We start from the raw sequence: 23749 nt of genomic DNA, 5'->3' as shown, positions 1-23749 counted from the left end.
ATGATATTTTCAGAAGATAAAATAAATGAATATATGGATCTGGCCTTAGATGAAGCTAAAAAGGCTGAAACCAGAAGAGAAGTTCCTATTGGTTGTATTATTGTGGACAATACGACAGGAGAGGTTATTGCTCGAGGTTCAAATGAACGAGAAGAAACTCAAAATGCTATCAAGCATGCTGAAATTATTGCAATCGAAGCGGCTTGTGCCAAAGTTGGTAGCTGGCGTTTAGAACATACAAGCTTATTTGTAACTTTAGAACCATGTCCCATGTGTGCTGGTGCGATAATTAATAGTCGAATTGAAGAAGTTATTTTTGGTGCCAGTGACCCTAAAGCTGGATCAGTTGGCTCTATTAATAATCTTTTGGCCGAAACGCGTTATAATCACCAACCAAGTGTTTTGAGTAATGTCAAAGCTGAGGAGTCGGCGGACTTGCTAAGGAACTTTTTCCGAGAAATTCGCCGCAAAAAGTAGCAAAAGTATTTAATTTATAGTATGATAGTTATTGCCGTAAGGCCATAAGGCAATGGTGCTCTTACAAATCGTGTCAGATCCGGAAGGAAGCAGCACTAAGTAAGGTGTGTCATGTGCCTTTTGTTATGTCTATTAACCTCTCAATCTGATTAAGGTTGGGAGTTTTTTTGTGTTAAAATTTACATATTAGTTTTTTTGAAGGAGAAAAAATGGCATATCAAGCACTTTATCGAGTTTGGCGTCCCCAAACTTTTTCTGATGTAATCGGCCAGGATGTCATTACCCAGACTTTACGCAATGCGGTAGCTAGTCATATGACCAGTCATGCTTATTTGTTCAGTGGCCCACGTGGGACTGGTAAAACATCCTGTGCTAAAATTCTAGCCAAGGCAGTCAATTGTCTTAATCCGCATGATGGTGAACCATGTAATGAATGCGAAATTTGTTTGGCTGCTAATGAGAATCGTTTGAATGATGTAATCGAAATTGATGCTGCATCTAACAATGGTGTTGAAGAGATCCGTGATATTCGAGACAAAGTTAAATATGCACCAACAGAAGCCAAGTTCAAAGTTTATATTATTGATGAAGTTCATATGCTTTCTCAAGGTGCCTTCAATGCTTTACTAAAAACACTTGAAGAACCACCTGCAAACGTTATGTTTATTTTGGCGACAACTGAACCACAAAAGATTCCAGCTACAATCATTTCCAGAACTCAAAGTTTTAATTTCCGAAGAATATCTCGTCAAGATATTTTGGAACGTATGACCTTTATTTTAAAGGATAAGAATATCCAATATGATGAAGAAGCTTTGAATATCATTGCTGCTTCAGCTGAAGGTGGAATGCGTGATGCTTTAAGTATCTTGGATCAGGCTTTATCATATGGCGATGATGAATTAACATTGAAAAATGCTCAAGAAGTTACTGGAGCTTTAAGCAATGAACAAATTGTTTCCTATATGACGGCTATTGCTGACAATAAACCTGCCGAGGCCTTGACCAGTTTGTATCAGATATTAGCTAGTGGTCGTTCAGCTCTAAGATTTACAGAAATGATCATTCGAGTTTGTCGAAATTTGATTTTGTATAATTCTAATTCTGATTTATCAAAACAAATGGATAATTCAGTGATGACTCAAGAATTGTTGGATATTGCTGATAAATTTGATAATTCGAGACTCTTTTATATCGTTGATCAAGTTAGTGCAACACAAAAGAATCTTAAGAACTCCAATCAAACAGATATTTATATGGAAATTTTAACAGTTAAGATCAGTGAACCTAAAGTCACTCCAAGTACAACTGAAGAAACTACAACTGGTAATGATGATAAGGTTGAAAATATTGAGATTGATAAGTTACGTGATCAGATCTCTCATTTGCAGAGTGAAGTTAAAGATTTATCCAATGGTGCAACACCAGTACAGCAAGTTTCTGCTAAACCTAAAGGGCATCACCGAGCTAATAACAATACACGTTTGAATAAAACGGCTATTTACAAGGTTTTGGGCAGTGCCACTAAGGGTGATTTGAATAATGCTAAAGACATTTGGCCTGATTTAATGAGTATGTTAGAAATATCGCAACGTGCTATGATGAGAGTTGCACAACCAGTAGCTGCTTCTCCTGAGGGAATTGTGGTAGCTTTTGATTATGCAATGTGGTTCGAACAAGTTCAAGATGATAGTGAGTTCTTGAGAGAGTTGACTGATAACGTCAGTCGTTTGATGAAGAAAGATTGTCAGATAGTTCTTGTTCCTAAAGCCGATTGGCCAAAGATTCGTAAAGAATATATTGACAATAATATTGATTCAGATAACAAAGACAAGGTAAAATCTAATAAAGAAACTAAAAAAACTGATCCCACCGTTGATGAAGCAGTAAAATTATTTGGTGAAGATATAGTTGATATTAAAGAAGACTAAGGAGGAATTATTATGAGTAAAGGTATGCCAAATATGGGTGGAATGGGTGGCAACATGGCCAATATCATGCGTCAAGCCCAAAAGATGCAAAAAGAAGTTCAAGCAACAACAGAAGAATTAAATAAAAAAGAGTATACTGGTAAGTCAGTTGATGACTTTGTCACAGTTAAAGTTACTGGTGAAAAGAAGATTGCTGATATGACAATCAGTGAAAAAATCATTGATCCAGATGATCCTGATACATTGCAAGATATGTTGATCGATGCTTTAAACAATGCTTTTGAAGAAGTAGACAAAGACAAACAATCTAAATTAGGTAAATACACAAACGGGTTGATGTAATGAAATATCCAGAACCAATATCAAAATTGATCGATAGCTATATGATGCTACCAGGTATCGGTCGTAAGACCGCTACAAGAATGGCTTTCTTTACACTAGGAATGGACAAAGACCAAGTGCAAGAGTTTGCCGAAAATTTAATTTCTGCAAAGACAGATCTCAAAACTTGTAAGATTTGTGGAAATATAACAACTGATGAGATATGTCCAATTTGTAGTGATAAGAGTCGTGATCAATCAATCATTTTAGTGGTTGAACAAGCCAAAGACATTATGTCATTAGATGATATGAATGGCTATAATGGCTTGTATCATGTGCTAGGGGGGGTCTTATCGCCAGTTGATGGGGTTGGCCCAGAGGATTTGAATATTAAGTTGTTGTTGAATCGTTTGAAGGAAAATCAAAAGGTAAAAGAGTTGATTATTGCCACAAACGCAACTCCTGAAGGAGAAGCAACTGCTCAATATTTGGCCAAATTAGTTAAGCCAGCAGGAATAAAAGTAACTAGACTAGCGCATGGATTGGCCGTTGGATCTGATATTGAATATGCAGACGAAATGACGTTGAAGAGTGCCGTTCTAGGTCGCAGGGAGATTTAACATGTTTGGTAGAAAAAAAGTTTCCGTCCAAAAAATGGAAGATGATCGCCTCTTAGACAATATCCACCAGATTCAACAAAGAATCGGTAATACTCAGAGAATGATCAATAATTCAGTTGATGTGGATGATACAACAAGAATTCATCTCAAATTAGATCAATTGAAGTATCAATTTTTATATTTAGAAGCAAGACGCCGAAAGGCCAAGGCTAAAGCAACAACCAATATTATCTTTGGTGATGAAGATACTTTCTTGAAACAACCAAGTCGTGCTGAAAAGCACTGGTAATTAAAGGATGCCGTTCTCCACAACAAGCTCGATTGGGCTGGAACGTAGTGGGCACAGATTTGAGCTAATGGAGTTCGCATTATCTCAAATACTGGCCTTGTCCTAATTGGGAAACCCACTAAGGACAATTTCACTACTGAGCCCATCGAGCTTGTTGTTCCGAACTAGTGTATCTGTTGGCTTGATTAGATATATAAAATTAAAAATGGCATCTATCTGGAGTTTTTGATACGCAGGAATGTGTGGATTATCAACTCTAAGGTGGGTGCTTTTTCTGTATAATAATTCAATTGAATTATAATGAAGACTCTGAATATTTTTAATCTCTAAGTTAAAAAATAACTAATTAGCAAAGTAATATACTAGTCCGGAGCAACAAAGAAAATGGGCTCAGTAGTGAAATTCTACTTAGCTCACGTAGTGAGGTTAGTAGAAGACCGAGCTTGAAGACTGTTGGCGAAGCCGAAAGGCTCCAAGTCGGTCCACTACGTTCCAGCCCAATTTTCTTTGTTGCGGAGGACGGAATCCTTCAATAACCCAAGACGTAAAGTTTCATTTCTTCGAGATTTCAAGTAAAATAGTAGTAATCATTTAGGAGAGATTATACATGTCAGGAATATTTATATCGTTTGAAGGACCAGACGGAGCTGGTAAAACTACGGCTCTTAATAAACTAATGCCACTATTGCAAAAAAAGACTGATCAAGAGATCGTTCTTTCCAGAGAACCCGGTGGTAGTCCCATTTCTGAGAAAATCAGAAAAATCATTTTGGATATTCATGATGAAGAAATGGATCCAAGAACGGAAGCTTTATTGTATGCTGCAGCTAGACGTCAACATTTGATCGATGTTATTTTGCCTACTTTGGAAGCTAATAAGATTATGTTGAGTGATCGTTTTGTTGATAGCTCTATTGCTTATCAGGGCGGTGGCCGACAAATTGGAACAAAAGAAGTAGCCGAGATCAATGATTTTGCTATTGATGGTCATTTACCGGACTTAACAATTTACTTTGACGTTTCACCGTCAATTGGTCTGTCACGAATCAAAAAGGATCATGAGGGTGCGATGGATCGTTTGGAGAAAGAAGCTATTAGTTTCCATGACCGTGTTTATGAATCATATGAAGAAATAGTTGCTCAAAATCCAACTAGAATTAAAAAAATTAACGCAGAACAGACTCCTGATAAAGTAGTTCAAGATGCGTTGGAAGTTATTACTAATCGTTTTCCCAATATTTTTAACAAAGGAGAATAAATCATGAAACTTATTGTAGCCATTATTCAAGATAAAGATAGTCAACAATTACAAACACAACTCGTCAAGGATGGATTCAGAGCTACACAATTGCCATCAACAGGTGGTTTTTTGAAAGCAGGTAACTGTACGTTCTTAATTGGTGTTGAAGAAGAAAAGGTTGATGACGCTTTGAAAGTTATCAAAAAGACTTGTCACACAAGATCCCAATACGTAACCCCAACATTTCTTTTACCAGAGGCCGCTTCAAGTTTGAGTGATCCTGTTGAAGTTCAAGTTGGCGGTGCTACTTGCTTTATTTTGCCAGTTGATAAATTCGTGAGATTTTAAAAATGGAAAGTTTACTCAAAGAGCAACCTAGAATTGTTCATGAATTTCAAAAAATTATTTCTTCCAACATGTTGTCGCATGCTTATTTGATCGATAATGCTTCATCTAAGATTAGACAACAAATGGCAATCTGGTTGGCTCAAAGTCAATTTTGCGAAAATTTGCAAGATGGTGCTCCAGATCAGACTTGTCAAAAGTGTCAGACAATTGCTTTGGGGGATAACCCAGATGTTTTAGAAATTAAGACCGAGAAACAGAGCATTGGTGTTGATGATATTAAATTTTTCAAAAAAGAAGCCAATATGGCTGCGACTCAGGGTAAGAGAAGAATTTTGATCATTGATGAAGCAGAGAAAATGACAGTTCAAGCAGCGAACAACTTGTTGAAAACTATTGAAGAACCAGAGGGTAATTTGATGATTATTCTACTGGCCGATTCTGCTAAACAACTTTTACCTACTATTCAATCCCGAGTTCAAATTTTCCATTTATCTAATAAGAGCAATGAGGATGAAATTGCCAGTTTAGTCAAGGAAGGTTTCAAAGCCGAGCAGGCTCAAAAAGCTTTACAACTGACTGATATTAAATATTTGGTTAATATTTCTGGTGATAAATACCAATCTTTAACTAGTGCAATTATTAATTGGTTGAAAGAAGTTAATAAACAAAAAATAAATTGTTTTGTCGACGTACAGACTGATATCATGCCTTTAATTGAGAATAAAGATCAACAACATTTGGTTTTCGACATGTTGAATCAAATTTTTAGTGATATATTATCAATTAGGTACAATTTAGAAAAATCAACATTAACGTCTGTGGATATCTTGGAAAATAAAAGTATCAAACGGCTTATTAAGATGTCTGATGACTTATTCACAGCCGAACAAATGTGGAAAAGTAATGTATCGTTCCAAGCTATATTAGAGGATTTGTCATTAAAATTTGTGGATTAGTAGGTGAAATCATGGCAGAGAAAGATTTATATGATGAATTTGAGACAATCACAAATCAACTAAATGATATAAGTAAAAAAGTTTCTTTGCTTAAAGAAGAGCTATCTAAGACTTTGGAAGAAAAAGAAGAGTTGAAGATAGAGAATCAAAATCTTCGCAAGCATTTAGAAAAGATGGGTTATGAGGATAAGGATTTCAAAGGAAATGAATTATCTTATTCAAGATTAAATTTGGAAAAATTATATCTCAAAGGATTCCATGTTTGTCAACAATTCTACGGCACTCGTCGTAAAGACAAAGAAGAATGTATCTTTTGTACGAACGTCCTTTATGGCGGCAAAGATAAAGGTAAAAAGAAAAAAGTTAAGATTAATTAGATAAGGGGAGCTATTTGAATGAAAGAACAAAGGAGTTTTGTTGATAATTCGAAGGGCTGCCTTTTTTTAGTGCCAACACCAATTGGTAATTTAGAGGACATGACTTTTCGAGCTGTTAACACCTTAAAAGAGGCAGATTTGGTTGCGGCTGAAGATACTCGTAATACTAAGAATTTATTGAATCATTTTGAAATACCAACAGAATTAATAAGTTTTCATGAACATAATACTGCTCAACGTATTCCAGAATTAATAGAAAAAATGAATGCAGGGATGAAGATTGCTCAAGTTAGTGATGCTGGAGCGCCTTCAATTAGTGATCCAGGTAAAGAGTTAGTTAAGGCGGCCATCAAGGAAGATATTCCAGTGGTTCCATTGCCAGGTGCTACTGCGTCAGTAACAGCTTTGATTGCTTCTGGTATTGCGCCACAGCCATTTTCTTTCTATGGTTTCTTACCAAGAAAGGGTAAAGAACGGACTGAGGCTTTGAATAATCTGGCTGATCGTGCTGAAACGACTATTGTATATGAGTCACCCTATCGAGTTAAAAAAACGATTCAAGATTTAATGGAAAACTTTGGTGAAGATCGTCAGATTACTTTAGCTCGTGAGTTGACTAAGATCCATGAAGCCTTTTTGCGTGGTACTTTGAAACAAGTAACTGAGTATTATGAAGAAAACGACCCTAAAGGTGAGTATGTTTTGATTATTGCTGGTAAACCAGAAGAAACTACCCAGGTCGAATCAGATGATGATTTAATCGCAACAGTGGATAAATTAATTGCTCAAGGTCAAAAACCTAACAAGGCAATTAAAGAAGTTGCGGCACAAAATGGACTTAAAAAACAAGAAGTCTACAATCTTTATCACGGAATCGGAGAGGAATAATAGTGACAGAGAAGAAAACTTATTCCATGGAGATGGAAGTACCTTACTATTTTGTTAATTTCACTGGTGATATTCGTTTATCTGCTTTAGTGGATATGATGTTATTAACTTCTGAAAAGCAATTGCATCAAGCAGATGCTGATAGTACTGAAATGGTAAAAAACAATGGCTTAGGCTGGGTCGTTGTACAGTATCATATGGATATTGACCAAATGCCTAGATTGGGTCAAAAATTAAAAGTAACAACACAAGCAACTAGTTATAATAAGTATTTCTTTTATCGTGATTTTTGGATCGACGATGAAAATGGTAATCGAATGGTTACAGCTCAAAGTGCCTTTGTCCTTATTGATATCAAAGCACGTAAGATCGTTAGTGCTAGTGATAGATTGGAAAACAAATTTGGAGCCGAAGAAACAAGCAAATTGAAACGTTTTAATCGTTTAAAAGTTCCCGATACTTTTGATTTTCAACAGTTACAACATATTGGTTATTACAATATTGATGTTAATAAACATGTTAATAATTCATATTATTTCGATTGGATGGTTGATACGTTAGAAATGGATTATATTGCTAATCATCGTATTAAGAGTATGGATATTAAATATGAAAAAGAATTAAATACACATAGTGAACCGACTTCATTTGCCAAATTGGATAATACGAATAATAAATCTATTCATTGGATAAAGAATGGTGACGTTCTGAACGTTATCGCTCAATTTGACTGGGAAGATAAATAATTTGCAGACAATTTACTTGTACAAAGAAAAAATAGTGCTATTATAGACGAGTACTTAAAAAATTTGGGGTAGGATTCAAGGCGTTAAGTGCTGATGGAACGGAATGTGAACATCGGACAAAGAGCTTTACTCGCGATCTTGTTTCCGCATTCGCCACTTTATATATGTTTCTTTGCCTATATCTGGTGGCAGCTCCTTTGAGGAGATGTCGATTATGAACAGTAGTAAAAGTACAGTAATAAGCGTTCAAGAAGTAACTTGGATGTCATTGTTGATCGCCATGCAGATGGTTTTATCTAAACTATCAATTGGTAGCAATATCATGAAAGTCGGATTTAGTTTTCTGGCGATAGGATTATTGGGTTATTATTTTGGACCTTTCAAAGCAGCTATCGCTAATGTCATTGCTGACGTTATTAGTAACGTAGTGATGCCATCAGGTGGTGGATTCTTCTTAGGATTTACTTTCTCGGCTTTAATAGCCGGAGTTATTTATGGTTATATGTTGCACAACCATAAGGTAACTATCTTGAGAAGTTTCTTGACGGTTTTGTTGATCACGGTGATAGTTAATACAGGGTTGAACACTTTGTGGATTCACATGATGACTAACGTTCCATATGTTGCTTTGTTAATACCAAGACTTACAAAAGAGGCATTCAGCTTGGTTTACCAAACTGGTCTTTTATATATCGTCCTTAAATGGATTGACAATTCGAAGTTTAATAAAATCGGCCGATAGGTCGGTTTTTTTTTGTTTAAAATTCTGTGTTAGAATAGGTTCTATTAAGAATGAGGGATAAGTATGAAAATATTAGCGTTTGATACATCGAATAAACCGCTATCCGTTGCTGTTGTAGTCGACGGCAAGGTTTTAGCACATCTTGAATCGACCGAAAAAAGAACCCATAGTGTAACGATTCTACCAGATATAAAAAAGGCGTTAGAACAATCTGATTTGGATATAAATGATATTGATTTGATTGCTGTAGCTAAAGGTCCTGGTTCGTATACTGGCGTGAGAATCGCTGTTACAGTTGCCAAAGTTTTAGCTGACACTCTTTCCAAGAAACTAGTTGGAGTTTCTAGTTTGGAACTACTAGCGGCTAATGGCGATAAAGCACATATTCTAGTACCTTTAATGGATGCTAGAAATGATAATGCCTTTGCGGGAGTTTATCAAAATTCACGTGATAAGTTTGTCAGCATTATTGGTGATCACCATACTTCAATGGAAAAGTTGTTTGAATCATTGAAGGAATATAACGAAGATCAATTGGAATTCATTAATGCCACACCTAGGTTGCAAGAATTAATTCAAAATCAATTTCCAAATTCCAAAATTATCACTAGTGAAAATTCATTGCCAGATGCAGCTAAGTTAGCTCAATTAGCTGAAACTAATAAGCCCGTGTCAGATATTGATGACTTTATACCAACGTATTTGCGTTTAACACAAGCAGAACATGATTGGTATGCCAAGGGACATAAGGACGACGGCAATGTTTCCTATGTTGAAGAAGTTTAAGCAGTTATTTTCTAAAGGGACTGCGAAATTTGATTTTGAAGAGAAATTAGTAACGATTGAAGATCAGAAATTTACTTTAAGAAAAGCTGTTCAAAAAGATGCTGTTGAGTATATGAAGATTCAAGAAACAATTTATCCGATACCAGTACCTTGGCCTATTGATGTTGTTCAAATGGAGATAGCTAACAAAAAGGCTCTTTATTTATCGTTAGTTGATACAGATCAAGTGATTGCTTTTATCGGTATTTCGTTGAGTGACAAAGAGGAATCACATATAACTAATTTGGCTGTACATGAGGATTATCACCGTATGGGAATTGGTCATCTTTTATTGAACCAGGCGTTTGATTATTGTCGTGCCCGAGATTATAAAAAAATGTCTTTGGAAGTAGACGTAGCTAATGAGCCGGCAATAGCTCTTTACGATGCTTTTGGATTCAAAGTTAAAACAGTACATAAAAAGTATTATTTTAGAAATCATCACGATGCATTAGAAATGATGGTTGACTTGTGAGGAGAATATTTTGAAAAAAGATACATTAATATTGTCATTTGAAAGTAGTTGTGATGAAACGTCTGTTGCAGTTATTAAGAATGGTAAGGAAATCTTGTCTAATATCATTGCAACACAAATAAAAAGCCATCAACGTTTTGGAGGAGTAGTGCCAGAAGTAGCTAGTCGTCATCACGTTGAAGAAATCACTAAGTGTATTAATTTAGCTTTGGATGAAGCTAAAGTTAGTTATAATGATTTGAACGCTGTTGCTGTGACTTATGGTCCCGGTTTGGTTGGCTCATTGTTGATTGGTATCATGGCCGCTAAAACAGTTGCTTTTGCTCACAATTTGCCATTGATCAAAGTTAATCATTTGGCAGGACACATTTACTCCGCAAATTTTGTGACTGAATTGCAATATCCATTTATGGCTTTACTAGTTTCTGGAGGGCATACTGAACTTGTTTTAGTTACTGCTCCAGGAGTTTTCCATACTCTGGGAGATACACGTGATGATGCTGTTGGTGAGGCCTATGACAAGATAGGACGAGTCTTAGGTATCAACTATCCAGCTGGTAAAAAAGTCGATCAAATGGCCGCTGTTGGAAAGGATACATTTAATTTCCCAAGGGCAATGGTTCAAGAAGACAACTTAGACTTCAGTTTTAGTGGTTTGAAGAGTGCCTTTATCAATACTGTTCATCATGCTGATCAAGTTCATGAAGAATTAAATAAGGATGATTTAGCTGCTAGTTTCCAAGGAGCAGTTTTGGATATCTTGAGTAACAAGACTTTCCGTGCTTTAAAACAACATCCAGTTAAGCAATTGATTGTTGGTGGTGGAGTTTCTGCTAACCAGGGATTGCGTACACGCTTGGCTGCCGAAATCAAGCAACGTAATTTGGATATGGAATTGGTTTTCCCTCCATTACGTCTTTGTGGTGATAATGCCGCTATGATCGGTGCAATGGCTCAAATTCAATATGATAAAGGTGACTTTGCTGAGTTGGATTTGAATGCTGATCCTAGTTTAGACTTTGATATGGAATAGAGAGCGGAATAAACCAAGAAATTGGTTTGTGTAACTCATTTAAAATAATGAAATATTTTTAACCCTAGATAAAACAATCTAGGGTTATTTTTATCTCCAAATATAACCAACAACCTATTGCCCAAACAAAAATCATCGTATATGATTATCACAATACTTTTGAAAGAAGAGGGCTCACTATGAAAGCAATTCTGACAGTGTTAGGTCATGACCAAGTTGGTATCGTAGCTAAGGTTTCTACGAGATTGGCTGAATTAAATGTTAATATTATCGATATTTCTCAAACTTTAATGCATGATAACTTTACGATGATGATGATGGTGACATGGGACGATGCCACTAAATTTGAAGTTGTTCAAAATAGTCTTAGTGATTTGAGTAAAACGACTGGTTTGAATATTCGGATTCAACGTGAAGAAATTTTTGATGCGATTCAAAAACTTTAGGAGGCTGTCATGGAAACTAATTCAATTTTAGAAACAATCCAGATGGTTTCAGAGGAAAATCTGGATATTCGGACAATAACAATGGGTATTTCCTTGTTAGATTGTATTGATAGCGATGGAAAAAAGGCTCGTCAAAAGATTTATAACAAATTAATGACTAAGGCTAAGGACTTGGTTAAAGTAGCAAATCAGATTCAATCAGAATATGGTATTCCTATCGTTAACAAGCGTATTTCGGTAACACCGATATCTTTGGTGGCAGCGGCTTCTGATGATAAGGATTATGTTGCTTACGCTAGGACAATGGATAAGGCTGCTGCTGAATTGGGTGTTGATTTAATTGGTGGTTTTTCAGCTTTGGTACAGAAGGGTTATCAATCTGGAGATACTAAGCTGATCAATTCTATTCCTCAAGCATTAACTGAGACTAGTCGTGTTTGTGGTTCAGTTAACGTTGGTTCAACTCGTTCAGGTATCAATTTAGATGCAGTTCAAAAAATGGGAACGGTCGTTAAAGATTTGGCAAAAGTCGATCCAGTTAACTGTATGAGTTTGGTTATCTTCGCTAATGCGGTTGAGGACAATCCTTTTATGGCGGGAGCATTTCATGGTGTTGGTGAGGCTGATTGTGTAATCAACGTAGGAATCAGTGGTCCAGGAGTAGTAAAGAATGCTTTAGAAAAAGTTAAAGGACAACCAATTGATGTGGTTTCAGAAACAATCAAGAAGACGACCTTCAAAGTAACTAGAATGGGTCAATTCGTTGGAAATATTGCTTCTAAGGCTCTAGGAGTACCGTTTGGTATCGTTGATCTTTCATTGGCTCCAACGCCTAACGAAGGGGATTCTGTGGCTGAGATCTTGGAAGAAATTGGGTTGGAAAGTGTCGGTGCTCCCGGGACAACGGCGGCCTTGGCTTTGCTAAATGACGCGGTTAAAAAAGGTGGCGTCATGGCATGTGAGCACGTTGGTGGTTTGTCAGGAGCTTTTATTCCGGTGTCAGAAGATGCTGAAATGATTCGAGCAGTTACAGCAGGCAACTTGAACATCGAAAAACTTGAAGCCATGACAGCTGTTTGTTCAGTTGGATTAGATATGATTGCGATTCCTGGTGACACTACGGCTGAAACTATCAGTGGTATGATTGCTGATGAGGCTGCTATCGGAGTTATCAACAATAAGACAACTGCTGTTAGAATCATTCCCGCTACTGGCAAAAAAGTTGGAGATGAGGTTGAATTTGGGGGATTGTTTGGAAGAGCTCCAGTAATGGCAGTCAACACTAATAGTCCTGCCGCATTTATTCATCGTGGTGGTCGTATTCCAGCACCAATTCATTCATTTAAAAATTAAAACTATAATATCGATAGAAATATCGGTATTTTTTGTTGCAAAGAATTATAATCCAATTAGAAGGCAATTCTTTTAGAAAACCTGTTATACATTTGAGGAATTTGTGGTACAAAGTATGTGAGGTGTATTAATGAAAAGCAAAACAAAAATTTCATACGTTATTTTAAAGTATGATGATCAAACAGATAATATTTATACTAAAACTTTAAATAACGGAAACCACGTTTACGAGATACCTACCTCGGAATATGTTCAAAAACGAGATTCGACTTTTGCGGATATCAAGAATTACGTTAAAGAAAAACTATTGGATTTTGATACAGTAATTGATGAAAATCATATTTTTATTCCATTTATCAATGTATTTTCTGAAAATGGAGCCCAGATTTATAATTACATAGCAGTAGTCTTTGAATCCGCCAAAGATGGATTCTCGTCAATGAATTTTGAATCGTGGTATCGTATTAAGTTTAATCAGGAAAAACAAATTTGGAATTTATCATGGGACAGTGGTTTAAGTGATCCGATTGATTTTGAATTTGAAAATCCAGCAGTGGCAGATTATGCAATAAATACTAAGAATAATCCCGAAATTAATTTTTCTAATGTAATGCATTTTATTTCTGAACAGACTAAAGATTTTCCGATTTTGGGGTTAATGTCAGGTAATAAGTTTACGATGAAGCAAGTATTCCATTACCAAGATCTCTTAGGAATCGAAGCTTTGAAAGCTGGAGACAACGCTACATTTGAAAGCCAATATTCCGATTCCATTCAGCCAATTAAGGATAATCAAATCGCGACATCTTATAAAATAAAAAATGAATATTTGAAGAAATAAAAAGGGCAGTATCTCTTAGGAGATGCTGCTCTTTTACTTATAACGATCTTCCAGTTTACTCATCCAGAAGGCAAGAATAAGACCAATGAGGAAGAAGATAATACTTAATGACCAATCAATCATCGTAGCATTTTGGTAAGTGATACTTTCAGCTGAATAAGGACTTGGTATCAAAATCAAAATGGTACTAGCTAAAACAATACCTAAGATAAAGTGATAAACACGCGAATGATGATACTGAATTAATTTTTCCATCGCTTTGGAGAAAGTCAGCATTGAAATGATTCCACCGATAGCAATAGGAATAAAAATCATAGGATCGAAATTCTTAAATCCCTTTAGCATTGGTGTGTAAAGTCCCAAAATAATCAATAGATTTGAAGGACTAAGACCGGGGACTAAAACTCCTAAAGCAATTAAGATCCCGGCGATAATGAAACCGAAGAAGTTAGCCGGAATAGTTCCAAAAATTTCACTCATGAAGAAGAGAAATAATCCACCGCCGATTAAAATTCCCAAGAACCAAGCTATGTCAATGCGATCCCTTTTTGTTTGAGAAGTTGATTCATACAGCAGAGTGGGGAGAGTTCCAATGATTGTACCAGCGAATCCCCAAAGAACGATCATTTGATAATTTGCTAGCAAATACTCTAGTGGTTTTGATAAAACACCAATTCCAACTATTCCACCGATTCCTACGGGTAGAAAATATAGAAAATCGCGTTTGAAATTTTTTCTAATATGAGCCATGAAGCTAAGCATTCGTTCATAGATTCCTAAAATGGCAGCTAGAACGCCACCAGAAACTCCGGGGAGAATGAAACCTAAAGCAATGACCATCCCTTTGATAAATCTGACTAAAAAATTATCTTGTTTTGTTTTCATAGAACCCTCATTAAAAGTCTTTTAATTCAAGTTAACAAATTAAATGTTTTTAGGCAATAAAAACAAAAAAACAGAACGAATCTCATACAAACTTGCCGTCCTCCGCAACAAAGAAAACTGGGCTGGAACGTAGTGGGCACGAATTTGAACCAATTGAAGTTCGTAATTGTTTCAAATCTCGGCCTTCTACTAAGTGGTAAACCACTAAGTAGAATTTCACTACTGAGCCCATTTTCTTTGTTGCTCCGGACTCGTGTATCATTTTTTTGGCTCTCAATAATAAAAGTAAGGGCAATGTATTATTGAGTATTCAAGATAATATTAGAATTTTTAATAGGCATTGATTGTCCTTTTGGTTAGAATATTGGTGTCTCTATTTGGTTATATGGAACGGAATAATTCCAATACTGTAAATCTAATTGCTAGTAATTAGAAATCAAAAACTAGTCGGGAGTGAAATCTCTGTGGATGTTCAGTGGTGAAATTGTTCTTAGTGGGGAACCCACTTAGAACAAGACCAATCTTGAAGACAATGTGAACTTCATTGGCTCCAAGTTGTGTCCACCACGTTCCAACGTCCACAGAGATTTTACGGACGACGGCATCCTTTAATCAACCTAGTAGGTATTAGGTGTACCCGAATTTGAGTAATGAGATAAAAAAATAGTGGACCTATAAAGTCCACTAATTATTGAAATCTTCTAATTCGATTGATTTTTCAGTCCATGCTTCTTCAATTTTGTCTTGTTGAGCTTTGTTTTCATCAAGTTCTTTTTGAAGGTCAGCTAGTTTACTGTAAGAAGTAAGGTTTTCATCTTTAACCATTTCTTTTTGAATAGCGGCATTCTTAGTTTCTAGTTCAGCTATCTGAGCTTCTAAGTCTTCAACTTGACGGCGTAATTTACGCTCTTGTTTCTGTTGTTCCTTAGATTGTTGATACTGCATTTTCTTCTCACTGACATTAGAAACGTTTTGCTCAGCTTCAGTTTCAGTAGGTTTATCAGTAGTTTTTTCAACGTAATAGTCGTAATCACCGAGATAAATTTTACTGCCGTGTTTACCAATATCAACGATTCGATCGGCTAAGGTATTCAATAAGTAACGATCATGGGAAACGAAGAGAACTGTACCAGCAAAGTTCTTCAAGGCATCTTCTAAAACTTCTTTACTATCAATATCCAAGTGATTAGTAGGCTCATCCATTACTAAGAAGTTGTCATTTTCCATAGACAATTTAGTCAAAGTTAACCGAGCCTTTTCGCCACCAGATAATCCTGCTACTGGTTTAAGAACATCGTCACCACTGAACAAGAAAGCACCCAATCTTTTACGGATGATTTGTTCATCTAAACGGGGATAAATATCCCAAATTTCATGAAGAACGTCTTTTTTAGGATCAAGTCCCTTTAGGTTCTGATCGTAGTATCCCACTTGAACGTTGGCACCAAATTGGGAAGTTCCTTTAATCATTGGAATTTTTCCTAAGATAGATTTGAGGAAGGTTGATTTACCAATACCGTTAGGACCAATAATACCAACACGTTCACCTTTTTTTACGTCTAAGTTAATTGGCTCTGACATAATTTGATCGTCGTATCCAATGGCTGCATTTTTAACTAGTAAAACATCGTTGCCACTTTCCTTGTCGATATCAAATGAGAAATGGACTGAATCCTGATCACTTCCTGGTCGGTCCAAGACGTCCATGTGTTCTAATTTTTTACGACGACTTTGAGCCATTTTAGTCGTGGAAGCTCGAACAATATTCTTTTGAATGTATTCCTCAGTCTTCTTGATCTCGGCTTGTTGTTCTTCATAATGTTTCCAAGCTACTTCTTGATTACGTTTCTTTTCTTGAAGATAGAAAGTATAGTTGCCAGAGTAATGTGTTGAAGAATGTTGATTAATCTCGACAATTTCAGTAACAACTTTGTCAAGGAAATATTGGTCATGGGAAACAATAACTAAAGCACCACGGTAACCTTTAAGATAACTTTCCAACCATTCAACAGTATTGATATCCAAATGGTTAGTAGGTTCATCAAGTAAAAGAATATCGTGATGTTCTAGTAGCATTTTTGCCATTGCCAAACGAGATCTCTCACCACCAGAAAGAGTAGAGATCTTGTTGTGCCAAACATTTTCGTCAAAGCCAAATCCCTTGAGGACACTACGAATTTCAGATTGGTAGCCGTAGCCATTTTCTTGACGGAAAGTATTTTGCAATTGGTCATATTGTTTCAAAATATTGTCATAGTCGGCAGTACTAGGATCAGCGATTTTTTCTTCTAAAGAGTGCATACGTTTTTCTTGTTCTTTAAGATAGTCAAAAACGTGTTCCATTTCAGAAAAAATTTCACTGTCGCTATTTAGACCAGAATCCTGAGCCAAATAACCAATATTAGTATCTTTTTTGAGGGCAATATTGCCATCGTTATAACTCTCTTGATCAGAGATGATTTTGAGTAGAGTTGATTTTCCAACTCCGTTTCGACCGACCAAACCAATACGGCTATTGTCTTGGACTTCGAAGCTCACATTGGAAAAAAGTTTTTTTGTTCCAAAGTTTTTCGTAATATTTTGTGCTTGTAATAAAATCAAGTTAATAACTCCTTTATCTTATTCACAATTTTATCATTAATTAATAATTTATGCCTTTATAGGAATTAACGTATTGCGTTTTTGGTGATTTTTATTTACTATGAATGTTAGTGAAAAGACACACATATGGTGGTAAATTATGACAAAAACAACAGTTCCAAACGCAACAATAAAGCGTTTACCAATTTATTATCGCTACTTCCAGTTTCTAAAAGACGAGGGCACAAAAAAAATCTCTTCTGGTGAATTGTCAGAAGGGGTCAAAATAGATAGTGCTACAATTAGACGTGACTTCTCGTATTTAGGAGCACTTGGAAAACGTGGTTATGGCTATGATGTAAACGATTTAGTAGCATTCTTTAAGAAACTATTGAATCAAGATAAGCGTACCAATGTAGCTTTAGTTGGTGTCGGTAATTTAGGTAACGCCTTACTAAATTATAACTTTTCTCGAACAAATAATGTTCGAATTGCGGCAGCTTTTGATATTAATAAAGAAATTGTTGGGACAGTTAAGAGTGGGGTTCCGGTTTATGATATTAGTGAACTAAAGGAACAGCTTAATCTACAACAGATTGATGTCTGCATTTTGACAGTTTCTTCAAATGCTGCACAGACAACAGCTGACAAGTTGGCTGATGCTGGCGTACGTGGAATCTTAAACTTTACACCGGTTATTATCAATGTTCCAAGTAGTATTCGCGTTCACTATGTCGATTTGGCAAATGAATTGCAAACTTTGATCTTCTTTTTAGACCGCGATAAGTCAATGACAGAAGAAAATAATTAATTTTTGGGGGAAAATTTTTATGAGTGAACCATTATTTCTAAAGCCAGTCTTCCACGAAAAAATCTGGGGCGGCAGAAAACTAGAAACCAAATTTGGTTATGACATTCCTGAGGGTAGTATTGGTGAATGTTGGGCCATTTCAGGACATCCACATGGTAGATCAGAAGTTGAAAATGGTGAATTTGCTGGACAATATGTTGATGATCTATGGAAGAACCATAGTGAACTATTCGGTAATCCTAAGGGCAAAGTCTTCCCACTTTTAACAAAAATTTTGGACGCTGAAGCTAGCCTATCAGTTCAAGTACATCCTGATAATGCTTACGCTGCAGAACATGAACACGAATTAGGTAAAACAGAATGCTGGTATATTATTGACGCTGAACCAGGTTCATACTTGATCTATGGTCACAATGCTAAAAATAAGGCTGAATTGGATAAGATGATCGAATCTGGCGACTGGGAACATCTTTTGAGAAAGGTTCCCGTTAAGACTGGTGATTTCTATTACGTACCAAGTGGTACAGTTCATGCCTTGAATAAGGGAATCATGGCTTTGGAAACACAACAAAGTAGTGATACAACTTATCGTTTATATGATTACGACCGTGTTGATAAGACAACTGGTAAGAAACGTGATCTTCACATTAAACAATCAGAAGATACAATTACAGTTCCTCATAAAGATCCAAAATTAAATATTGAATCAAAACAAGTTGGCAAGAATAAATTTACAACCTTCGTTCAACCACCAGTTTCACCATTCTTCTCAGTTTATCATTGGGAAATTAAAGAACCCGTTCAACTACAACACCAAATTGGTAAGTATACTTTGATCTCAGTTCTTAATGGTGAAGGTAAGATCACTGTTGATGGAAAAGATTATGATTTGAAGAAAGGGGTTCATTTGATTGTTCCAGCAACAGTTAATGAATGGACCTTGTCAGGAGATTTGGATATTATTGCTTCAGAATCTGGAGAAGAATAAGCCAAGATCTTGGTGAGAAACTCTTTAAATTAAACAAGAAATTCTAATCAAATTCTTAAATATAATTCTAAAATACAGAATGTCGGAAAAATAAATCCGTATATTCTGTATTTTTTTATTCAAAATCCAAGCAAAAGTAGAACAACAATTTCGTTATACATTAAAAATGTTCGTCTTAATTAATAAAATGAAAAATATTTTAATTTGCAACCGCTATCATTTTCCAATTTGATGAAAAATCTTCTATAATTGGAGATAAGTTAATTCAAAGGGGACTTAAAATTGCAAAGACAACGATTTTTTCGAGTCAGTCTAGGATGGCAAATCATTATTGGTTTGATCCTAGGTATTGTTTTGGGGCAGGTATTCTATCAGAATAAGGCTGCTATTCAAGTAATGCAGAATATTGGTACCATGTTTATTTCCATGATCCAAATGATCGTATTACCAATTGTTATATCTTGTTTGACCGTTGGTATTGCCAATATGGGTGATATCAAGAAGTTAGGTCGAATTGGATTAAAGACTTTAATTTATTTTGAAATCATGACTACATTAGCGATTATTATTGGTATTATCGTGGCTAATGTTACTCATCCCGGTACATATATTGATATTCACAGTCTAAAAGGTTCGGATATTAGTCAATATACAGCAACTGCTAAGACAGCCAAACATTCGGGTATTTGGTCAATTCTAATGAGTATTATCCCAACTAATATTTTTGCCTCACTTGGTAAGGGCGATATGTTACCAATTATTTTCTTCTCGGTTCTATTTGGTTTAGGAACTGCTTCGATTGGTAAACAAGGCAAAATTATTGTTGATACTTTAAATGCCGTTGCCAATGTTATGTTCAAAGTAACTAACTGGGTTATGCGTTTAGCACCAATTGGTGTCTGTGCTTTGATCGGTGTTACTGTTGGTGAAATGGGCTTTAATTCACTTAAACCGTTAGCTTTATTTATTATAATTGCCTACGCAACCATGGCATTCTTTGTTTTCGTTGTGATGGCAGCTGTAGGACATTTGTTCCATGTTAGATTTTATGAAATGTTTAGAATTATTGAAAACGAAGTAACTTTGGCCTTTACAACAGCTAGCTCTGAAGCTGCTTTGCCAAAAATGATGGAAAAAATGCAAAACTATGGATCATCTAAAGGTATTGTCTCCTTTGTTATTCCAACTGGATATACGTTTAATCTTGATGGATCTGCTATTTATCAATCATTAGCTGCCTTATTCTTGGCACAAGCTTACAATATTCATTTAACCCTAGGACAACAAATTACCCTTGTTGTTGTATTGATGTTAACATCTAAGGGGATGGCCGGAGTACCCGGAGCATCGTTCGTTGTGCTACTAGCCACAGTTTCAACTATCGGTGTGCCAATGCAAGGTTTGACCTTCATTGCCGGGATTGACCGTCTGGTAGATATGGGACGTACTGCTGTTAACGTTGTCGGTAATTCACTAGCAACAGTTATTATTGCTAAAAGTGAACATGAATTTGATGAGGATAAACGAAAGAAGTACGTTGCTAGCTACAAACGTGGAGACTAATAAGCACTCCTCGTAGTATAAAAACGATTTAAACACACAAAACGGAATCGAACATTGTTCAATTCCCAGTAACAAAAAAATACCCATGTAGTGACCAATAATGGCTGCTACATGGGTATTTTCTATCCTAAAGATATTGTTAAAACAATGGCATTCATAATTAAATGACTTCCGGCACTGACGTAAATATTCTTTGATTTGTAGTAAACAAATGAGAACCAAAGTCCCATTGCCACATAAACCAAAAATCTGGTGTCCTGATGCATAATAGCAAACAAGGCTGCTGATATTATAGCTGCGATATAAACGTTCGTAGGCTTGATCAGATTGGCAAAGAAGACACGTCTAAAAATAATTTCTTCCATGATCGGTGCAGCAATCATTACATAGATAAAGTAATATGGATATTCTCTAACCATAAGTAATAATCCTAAAGTATTCTGCGAAGTAGTGCTGACATGAAATAGAAGCTGATCCAAGAAACCAATTGCGTATTGAAGAGCAATGGCTCCAATTGTTCCCAAGATGATCCACTGTAAATCATGATTCAAAGAAGTTTTCTCTTCAAATTCATTAGGACCACTTTGTTTGACCAAATAGATCATTACTCCAGTTGCGACCATAGCACCAAGAGTAATAGTTAGAAAATAAACTGAACCGGTGATGGATAGTGTAGATAAGATTGTCCCTAAAGATAAGAGCAAGATGTAGGTTAACAGTGTGAAAAATTGATTTTTTTGGTAAGACATGATTTCCTCCGAAATTTTTTAAAGGTAAATACTTGCAACTTCACAATATAATGTTAATATAAAACTTGTGATTAGCACAAGAGATGTTTGAGTGCTAAAAGAGTTAAAAAAACGTAGAAGTAATAATATTGGAGGTATTTAAATTGTTAAAACCACTTGGAGATAGAGTCATTGTAACAGTCGATAAAGAAGAAGAAAAGACAGTCGGTGGCATTGTTTTGGCAAACAACGCTAAAGAAAAGCCACAAACAGCTGAAGTTGTTGCCGTCGGTGATGGTTTAGTTGCTGATGATGGTAAGAAATTACCTATGAACGTTAAGAAGGGTGACAAGGTTCTTTTTGACAAGTATGCAGGCTCAACAGTTAAGTATGAAGACAATGAATATTTAATCCTTCATGAAAAAGATATCATGGCAATCGTTGACTAATTAAAAATAGAAAAAGATAAACAAGAGAAAAATATTTTAGATTATGGAGTGTGAAAATTAATGGCTAAAGAAATTAAATTTTCAGAAGATGCACGTTCAAAGATGATGAACGGTGTTAATAAACTAGCTGATACAGTTAAGACAACAATTGGTCCTAAGGGTAGAAATGTTGTTCTTGAAAAGAGTTATGGTTCACCAGAGATCACAAATGATGGTGTTACAATCGCTAAGAGTATTGAACTAGAAGATCACTTCGAAAACATGGGTGCAAAACTTGTTTCTGAAGTTGCTTCAAAGACAAATGACATTGCTGGTGATGGTACTACTACTGCTACTGTTTTGACACAAGCAATCGTTAAAGAAGGTATGAAGAACGTTACAGCCGGAGCTAACCCTGTTGGTATCAGAACTGGTATCGAAAAGGCTACAAACGCAGCTGTTGAAGAACTTCACAACATTTCACATAAAGTTTCAGGCAAGAATGATATTGCTCAAGTAGCTTCAGTTTCATCAGCTAGTGAAGAAACTGGTAAATTAATCGCTGATGCCATGGAAAAAGTTGGTAACGACGGTGTTATCACAATTGAAGAATCAAAGGGTATCGATACAACTCTAGATGTTGTTGAAGGTATGCAATTTGATCGTGGATACATTTCACAATACATGGTTACAGATAACGACAAGATGGAAGCAGATCTTGATAATCCTTACATTTTGATCACAGACAAGAAGATCTCAAATATTCAAGATATCTTGCCATTATTACAAAAGATCGTTCAACAAGGTAAGTCACTATTGATCGTTGCTGATGATATTGATGGTGAAGCTCTACCAACACTTGTTTTGAACAAGATTCGTGGTACATTCAACGTTGTTGCTGTTAAGGCTCCTGGTTTTGGTGACCGTCGTAAGGCACAACTTGAAGATATCGCTACATTAACTGGTGGTACAGTTATTACTTCTGACCTTGGACTTGAACTAAAAGACACAACAATGGATCAATTAGGTCAAGCTGGTAAGGTTACTGTTACAAAAGATAACACAACAATCGTTGAAGGCTCAGGTAACAAGGATGCTATTAACGAACGTGTTGAAACAATCAAGAAGCAAATCAGTGAATCAACATCTGACTTTGACAAAGAAAAGCTTCAAGAACGTCTAGCAAAACTTGCTGGTGGTGTTGCTGTTGTTAAAGTTGGTGCTGCTACTGAAACTGAATTGAAAGAACGTAAATACAGAATTGAAGATGCCCTAAATGCTACACGTGCCGCTGTTGAAGAAGGCTACGTTGCTGGTGGCGGTACTGCTTTGATGAATGTACTTGGCAAGGTTACTGCTCTTAAAGAAGAAGGAGACGTCCAAACAGGTATTAATATCGTTGCTCGTGCTCTTGAAGAACCTCTACGTCAAATCGCTGAAAATGCTGGTTACGAAGGTTCAGTTATCGTTGAACACATTAAGAATCAAGATAACGAAATTGGTTTCAATGCTGCTACTGACAAGTGGGAAAACATGGTTGATGCCGGAATCATTGATCCAACTAAGGTAACACGTTCAGCTCTACAAAATGCTGCTAGTGTTGCATCACTATTGTTGACAACTGAAGCTGTTGTTGCTGACAAACCTGATAAGAATGCTGCACCTGCTGCTCCAGCCGCTGGTAACCCAGCTGCCGGAATGGGCGGTATGATGTAATTAGTACATCAAATATGAAAATAATTGAGGAATCATACTTTAATGGTATGATTCCTTTTTTTCTACCATTAGTCAATAGAGAACATGATATTGTTGGGTTCTCTATTTTGATATTGGGATATAGATAAGAGTCAGAGGATTC

26 protein-coding genes, 1 other RNA gene and 1 riboswitch are annotated in these 23749 nt (G+C 36.0%); of the genes, 24 read left to right on the top strand and 3 right to left on the bottom strand.

What is annotated here, in order from left to right:
* The 19 genes from LAB100_RS03610 (at window position 1) to LAB100_RS03520 (ending at window position 13908) form a co-directional block, all read left to right on the top strand.
* Window positions 1-477: a nucleoside deaminase gene (locus LAB100_RS03610; RefSeq protein WP_162894165.1), complete on the top strand. Its 477-nt coding sequence runs from the start codon at window positions 1-3 to the stop codon at window positions 475-477.
* 36 nt (window positions 478-513) lie between these two features.
* Window positions 514-614: signal recognition particle sRNA small type (ffs, locus tag LAB100_RS03605), an RNA gene on the top strand.
* Between the two features lie 72 nt (window positions 615-686).
* Window positions 687-2408 (top strand): DNA polymerase III subunit gamma/tau, encoded by a 1722-nt coding sequence (gene dnaX, locus LAB100_RS03600; RefSeq protein ID WP_119325876.1) that lies wholly within the window; start codon window positions 687-689, stop codon window positions 2406-2408.
* 33 nt (window positions 2409-2441) lie between these two features.
* Complete coding sequence (locus tag LAB100_RS03595; RefSeq protein WP_218019146.1) at window positions 2442-2750, top strand: YbaB/EbfC family nucleoid-associated protein; 309 nt, start codon at window positions 2442-2444, stop codon at window positions 2748-2750.
* Window positions 2750-3349: a recombination mediator RecR gene (gene recR / locus LAB100_RS03590; RefSeq protein ID WP_119325878.1), complete on the top strand. Its 600-nt coding sequence runs from the start codon at window positions 2750-2752 to the stop codon at window positions 3347-3349. Before LAB100_RS03595 ends, recR begins: the two co-directional genes overlap by 1 nt.
* A 1-nt stretch (window position 3350) precedes the next feature.
* A complete protein-coding gene (locus tag LAB100_RS03585; protein ID WP_119325879.1) occupies window positions 3351-3638 on the top strand; it encodes a YaaL family protein in 288 nt (95 codons plus the stop codon).
* 607 nt (window positions 3639-4245) lie between these two features.
* Window positions 4246-4896: a dTMP kinase gene (gene tmk, locus LAB100_RS03580; protein ID WP_119325880.1), complete on the top strand. Its 651-nt coding sequence runs from the start codon at window positions 4246-4248 to the stop codon at window positions 4894-4896.
* Window positions 4897-4899: 3 nt separating this feature from the next.
* A complete protein-coding gene (gene darA / locus LAB100_RS03575) occupies window positions 4900-5226 on the top strand; it encodes a cyclic di-AMP receptor DarA (RefSeq protein ID WP_119325881.1) in 327 nt (108 codons plus the stop codon).
* A gap of 2 nt (window positions 5227-5228) precedes the next feature.
* Window positions 5229-6182 (top strand): DNA polymerase III delta subunit-related protein, encoded by a 954-nt coding sequence (locus LAB100_RS03570; RefSeq protein WP_119325882.1) that lies wholly within the window; start codon window positions 5229-5231, stop codon window positions 6180-6182.
* 11 nt (window positions 6183-6193) lie between these two features.
* Window positions 6194-6559, top strand: coding sequence for an initiation control protein YabA (locus tag LAB100_RS03565; protein ID WP_119325883.1), 366 nt, complete (start codon window positions 6194-6196; stop codon window positions 6557-6559).
* 18 nt (window positions 6560-6577) lie between these two features.
* Window positions 6578-7447, top strand: a complete 870-nt coding sequence (rsmI, locus tag LAB100_RS03560; RefSeq protein WP_119325884.1) for a 16S rRNA (cytidine(1402)-2'-O)-methyltransferase — start codon at window positions 6578-6580, stop codon at window positions 7445-7447.
* Window positions 7448-7449: 2 nt separating this feature from the next.
* Window positions 7450-8193 (top strand): acyl-[acyl-carrier-protein] thioesterase, encoded by a 744-nt coding sequence (locus LAB100_RS03555; RefSeq protein ID WP_119325885.1) that lies wholly within the window; start codon window positions 7450-7452, stop codon window positions 8191-8193.
* A 62-nt stretch (window positions 8194-8255) separates the two neighbouring features.
* A riboswitch (THF riboswitch) is annotated at window positions 8256-8351 on the top strand.
* Window positions 8352-8407: 56 nt separating this feature from the next.
* Complete coding sequence (locus LAB100_RS03550; RefSeq protein ID WP_119325886.1) at window positions 8408-8935, top strand: folate family ECF transporter S component; 528 nt, start codon at window positions 8408-8410, stop codon at window positions 8933-8935.
* Between the two features lie 63 nt (window positions 8936-8998).
* Window positions 8999-9721, top strand: coding sequence for a tRNA (adenosine(37)-N6)-threonylcarbamoyltransferase complex dimerization subunit type 1 TsaB (tsaB, locus tag LAB100_RS03545; protein WP_119325887.1), 723 nt, complete (start codon window positions 8999-9001; stop codon window positions 9719-9721).
* The gene (gene rimI, locus LAB100_RS03540) at window positions 9696-10235 is read left to right on the top strand and encodes a ribosomal protein S18-alanine N-acetyltransferase (protein WP_119325888.1); all 540 of its coding nucleotides are present in this window, start codon (window positions 9696-9698) and stop codon (window positions 10233-10235) included. The genes tsaB and rimI overlap by 26 nt, the downstream gene beginning before the upstream one ends.
* A 10-nt stretch (window positions 10236-10245) precedes the next feature.
* Window positions 10246-11268, top strand: coding sequence for a tRNA (adenosine(37)-N6)-threonylcarbamoyltransferase complex transferase subunit TsaD (tsaD, locus tag LAB100_RS03535; RefSeq protein WP_119325889.1), 1023 nt, complete (start codon window positions 10246-10248; stop codon window positions 11266-11268).
* Between the two features lie 179 nt (window positions 11269-11447).
* Window positions 11448-11714 carry an ACT domain-containing protein gene (locus tag LAB100_RS03530; protein WP_119325890.1) on the top strand — a complete coding sequence of 89 codons (267 nt, stop codon included), beginning with the start codon at window positions 11448-11450 and terminating at the stop codon, window positions 11712-11714.
* Window positions 11715-11723: 9 nt separating this feature from the next.
* Complete coding sequence (locus tag LAB100_RS03525; RefSeq protein ID WP_119325891.1) at window positions 11724-13067, top strand: PFL family protein; 1344 nt, start codon at window positions 11724-11726, stop codon at window positions 13065-13067.
* A gap of 130 nt (window positions 13068-13197) precedes the next feature.
* On the top strand, window positions 13198-13908 hold the full coding sequence (locus tag LAB100_RS03520; RefSeq protein ID WP_119325892.1) for a hypothetical protein: 711 nt from the start codon (window positions 13198-13200) through the stop codon (window positions 13906-13908).
* A 33-nt stretch (window positions 13909-13941) separates the two neighbouring features.
* Here the strand turns inward: LAB100_RS03520 and LAB100_RS03515 are convergent, their stop codons facing one another.
* Both LAB100_RS03515 and abc-f read right to left on the bottom strand, forming a co-directional pair.
* Window positions 13942-14793 (bottom strand): DUF368 domain-containing protein, encoded by an 852-nt coding sequence (locus LAB100_RS03515; RefSeq protein ID WP_119325893.1) that lies wholly within the window; start codon window positions 14791-14793, stop codon window positions 13942-13944.
* Window positions 14794-15477: 684 nt separating this feature from the next.
* Window positions 15478-17394 (bottom strand): ribosomal protection-like ABC-F family protein, encoded by a 1917-nt coding sequence (abc-f, locus tag LAB100_RS03510; RefSeq protein WP_119325894.1) that lies wholly within the window; start codon window positions 17392-17394, stop codon window positions 15478-15480.
* A gap of 139 nt (window positions 17395-17533) precedes the next feature.
* Here abc-f and LAB100_RS03505 point away from each other — a divergent pair, with 139 nt between their 5' ends.
* The 3 genes from LAB100_RS03505 (at window position 17534) to LAB100_RS03495 (ending at window position 20735) form a co-directional block, all read left to right on the top strand.
* Window positions 17534-18184 carry a redox-sensing transcriptional repressor Rex gene (locus LAB100_RS03505; RefSeq protein ID WP_119325895.1) on the top strand — a complete coding sequence of 217 codons (651 nt, stop codon included), beginning with the start codon at window positions 17534-17536 and terminating at the stop codon, window positions 18182-18184.
* Between the two features lie 19 nt (window positions 18185-18203).
* Window positions 18204-19172: a mannose-6-phosphate isomerase, class I gene (gene manA, locus LAB100_RS03500; protein WP_119325896.1), complete on the top strand. Its 969-nt coding sequence runs from the start codon at window positions 18204-18206 to the stop codon at window positions 19170-19172.
* 282 nt (window positions 19173-19454) lie between these two features.
* Window positions 19455-20735: a cation:dicarboxylate symporter family transporter gene (locus tag LAB100_RS03495; protein ID WP_119325897.1), complete on the top strand. Its 1281-nt coding sequence runs from the start codon at window positions 19455-19457 to the stop codon at window positions 20733-20735.
* A gap of 122 nt (window positions 20736-20857) precedes the next feature.
* Here the strand turns inward: LAB100_RS03495 and LAB100_RS03490 are convergent, their stop codons facing one another.
* Window positions 20858-21484 (bottom strand): CPBP family intramembrane glutamic endopeptidase, encoded by a 627-nt coding sequence (locus tag LAB100_RS03490; protein WP_119325898.1) that lies wholly within the window; start codon window positions 21482-21484, stop codon window positions 20858-20860.
* 143 nt (window positions 21485-21627) lie between these two features.
* Here LAB100_RS03490 and groES point away from each other — a divergent pair, with 143 nt between their 5' ends.
* Window positions 21628-21912: a co-chaperone GroES gene (gene groES / locus LAB100_RS03485; RefSeq protein ID WP_119325899.1), complete on the top strand. Its 285-nt coding sequence runs from the start codon at window positions 21628-21630 to the stop codon at window positions 21910-21912.
* Window positions 21913-21972: 60 nt separating this feature from the next.
* Window positions 21973-23607 carry a chaperonin GroEL gene (gene groL / locus LAB100_RS03480; protein ID WP_119325900.1) on the top strand — a complete coding sequence of 545 codons (1635 nt, stop codon included), beginning with the start codon at window positions 21973-21975 and terminating at the stop codon, window positions 23605-23607.
* Window positions 23608-23749: the final 142 nt, after the last annotated feature.

Origin of the sequence: Companilactobacillus musae (assembly GCF_003967595.1) — a bacterium.
In the GTDB taxonomy this organism is placed as follows: Bacteria; Bacillota; Bacilli; order Lactobacillales; family Lactobacillaceae; genus Companilactobacillus; species Companilactobacillus musae.
The sequence above is the reverse complement of the archived record's forward strand: the minus strand, read 5'-3'. Positions and strand labels throughout refer to the sequence as shown.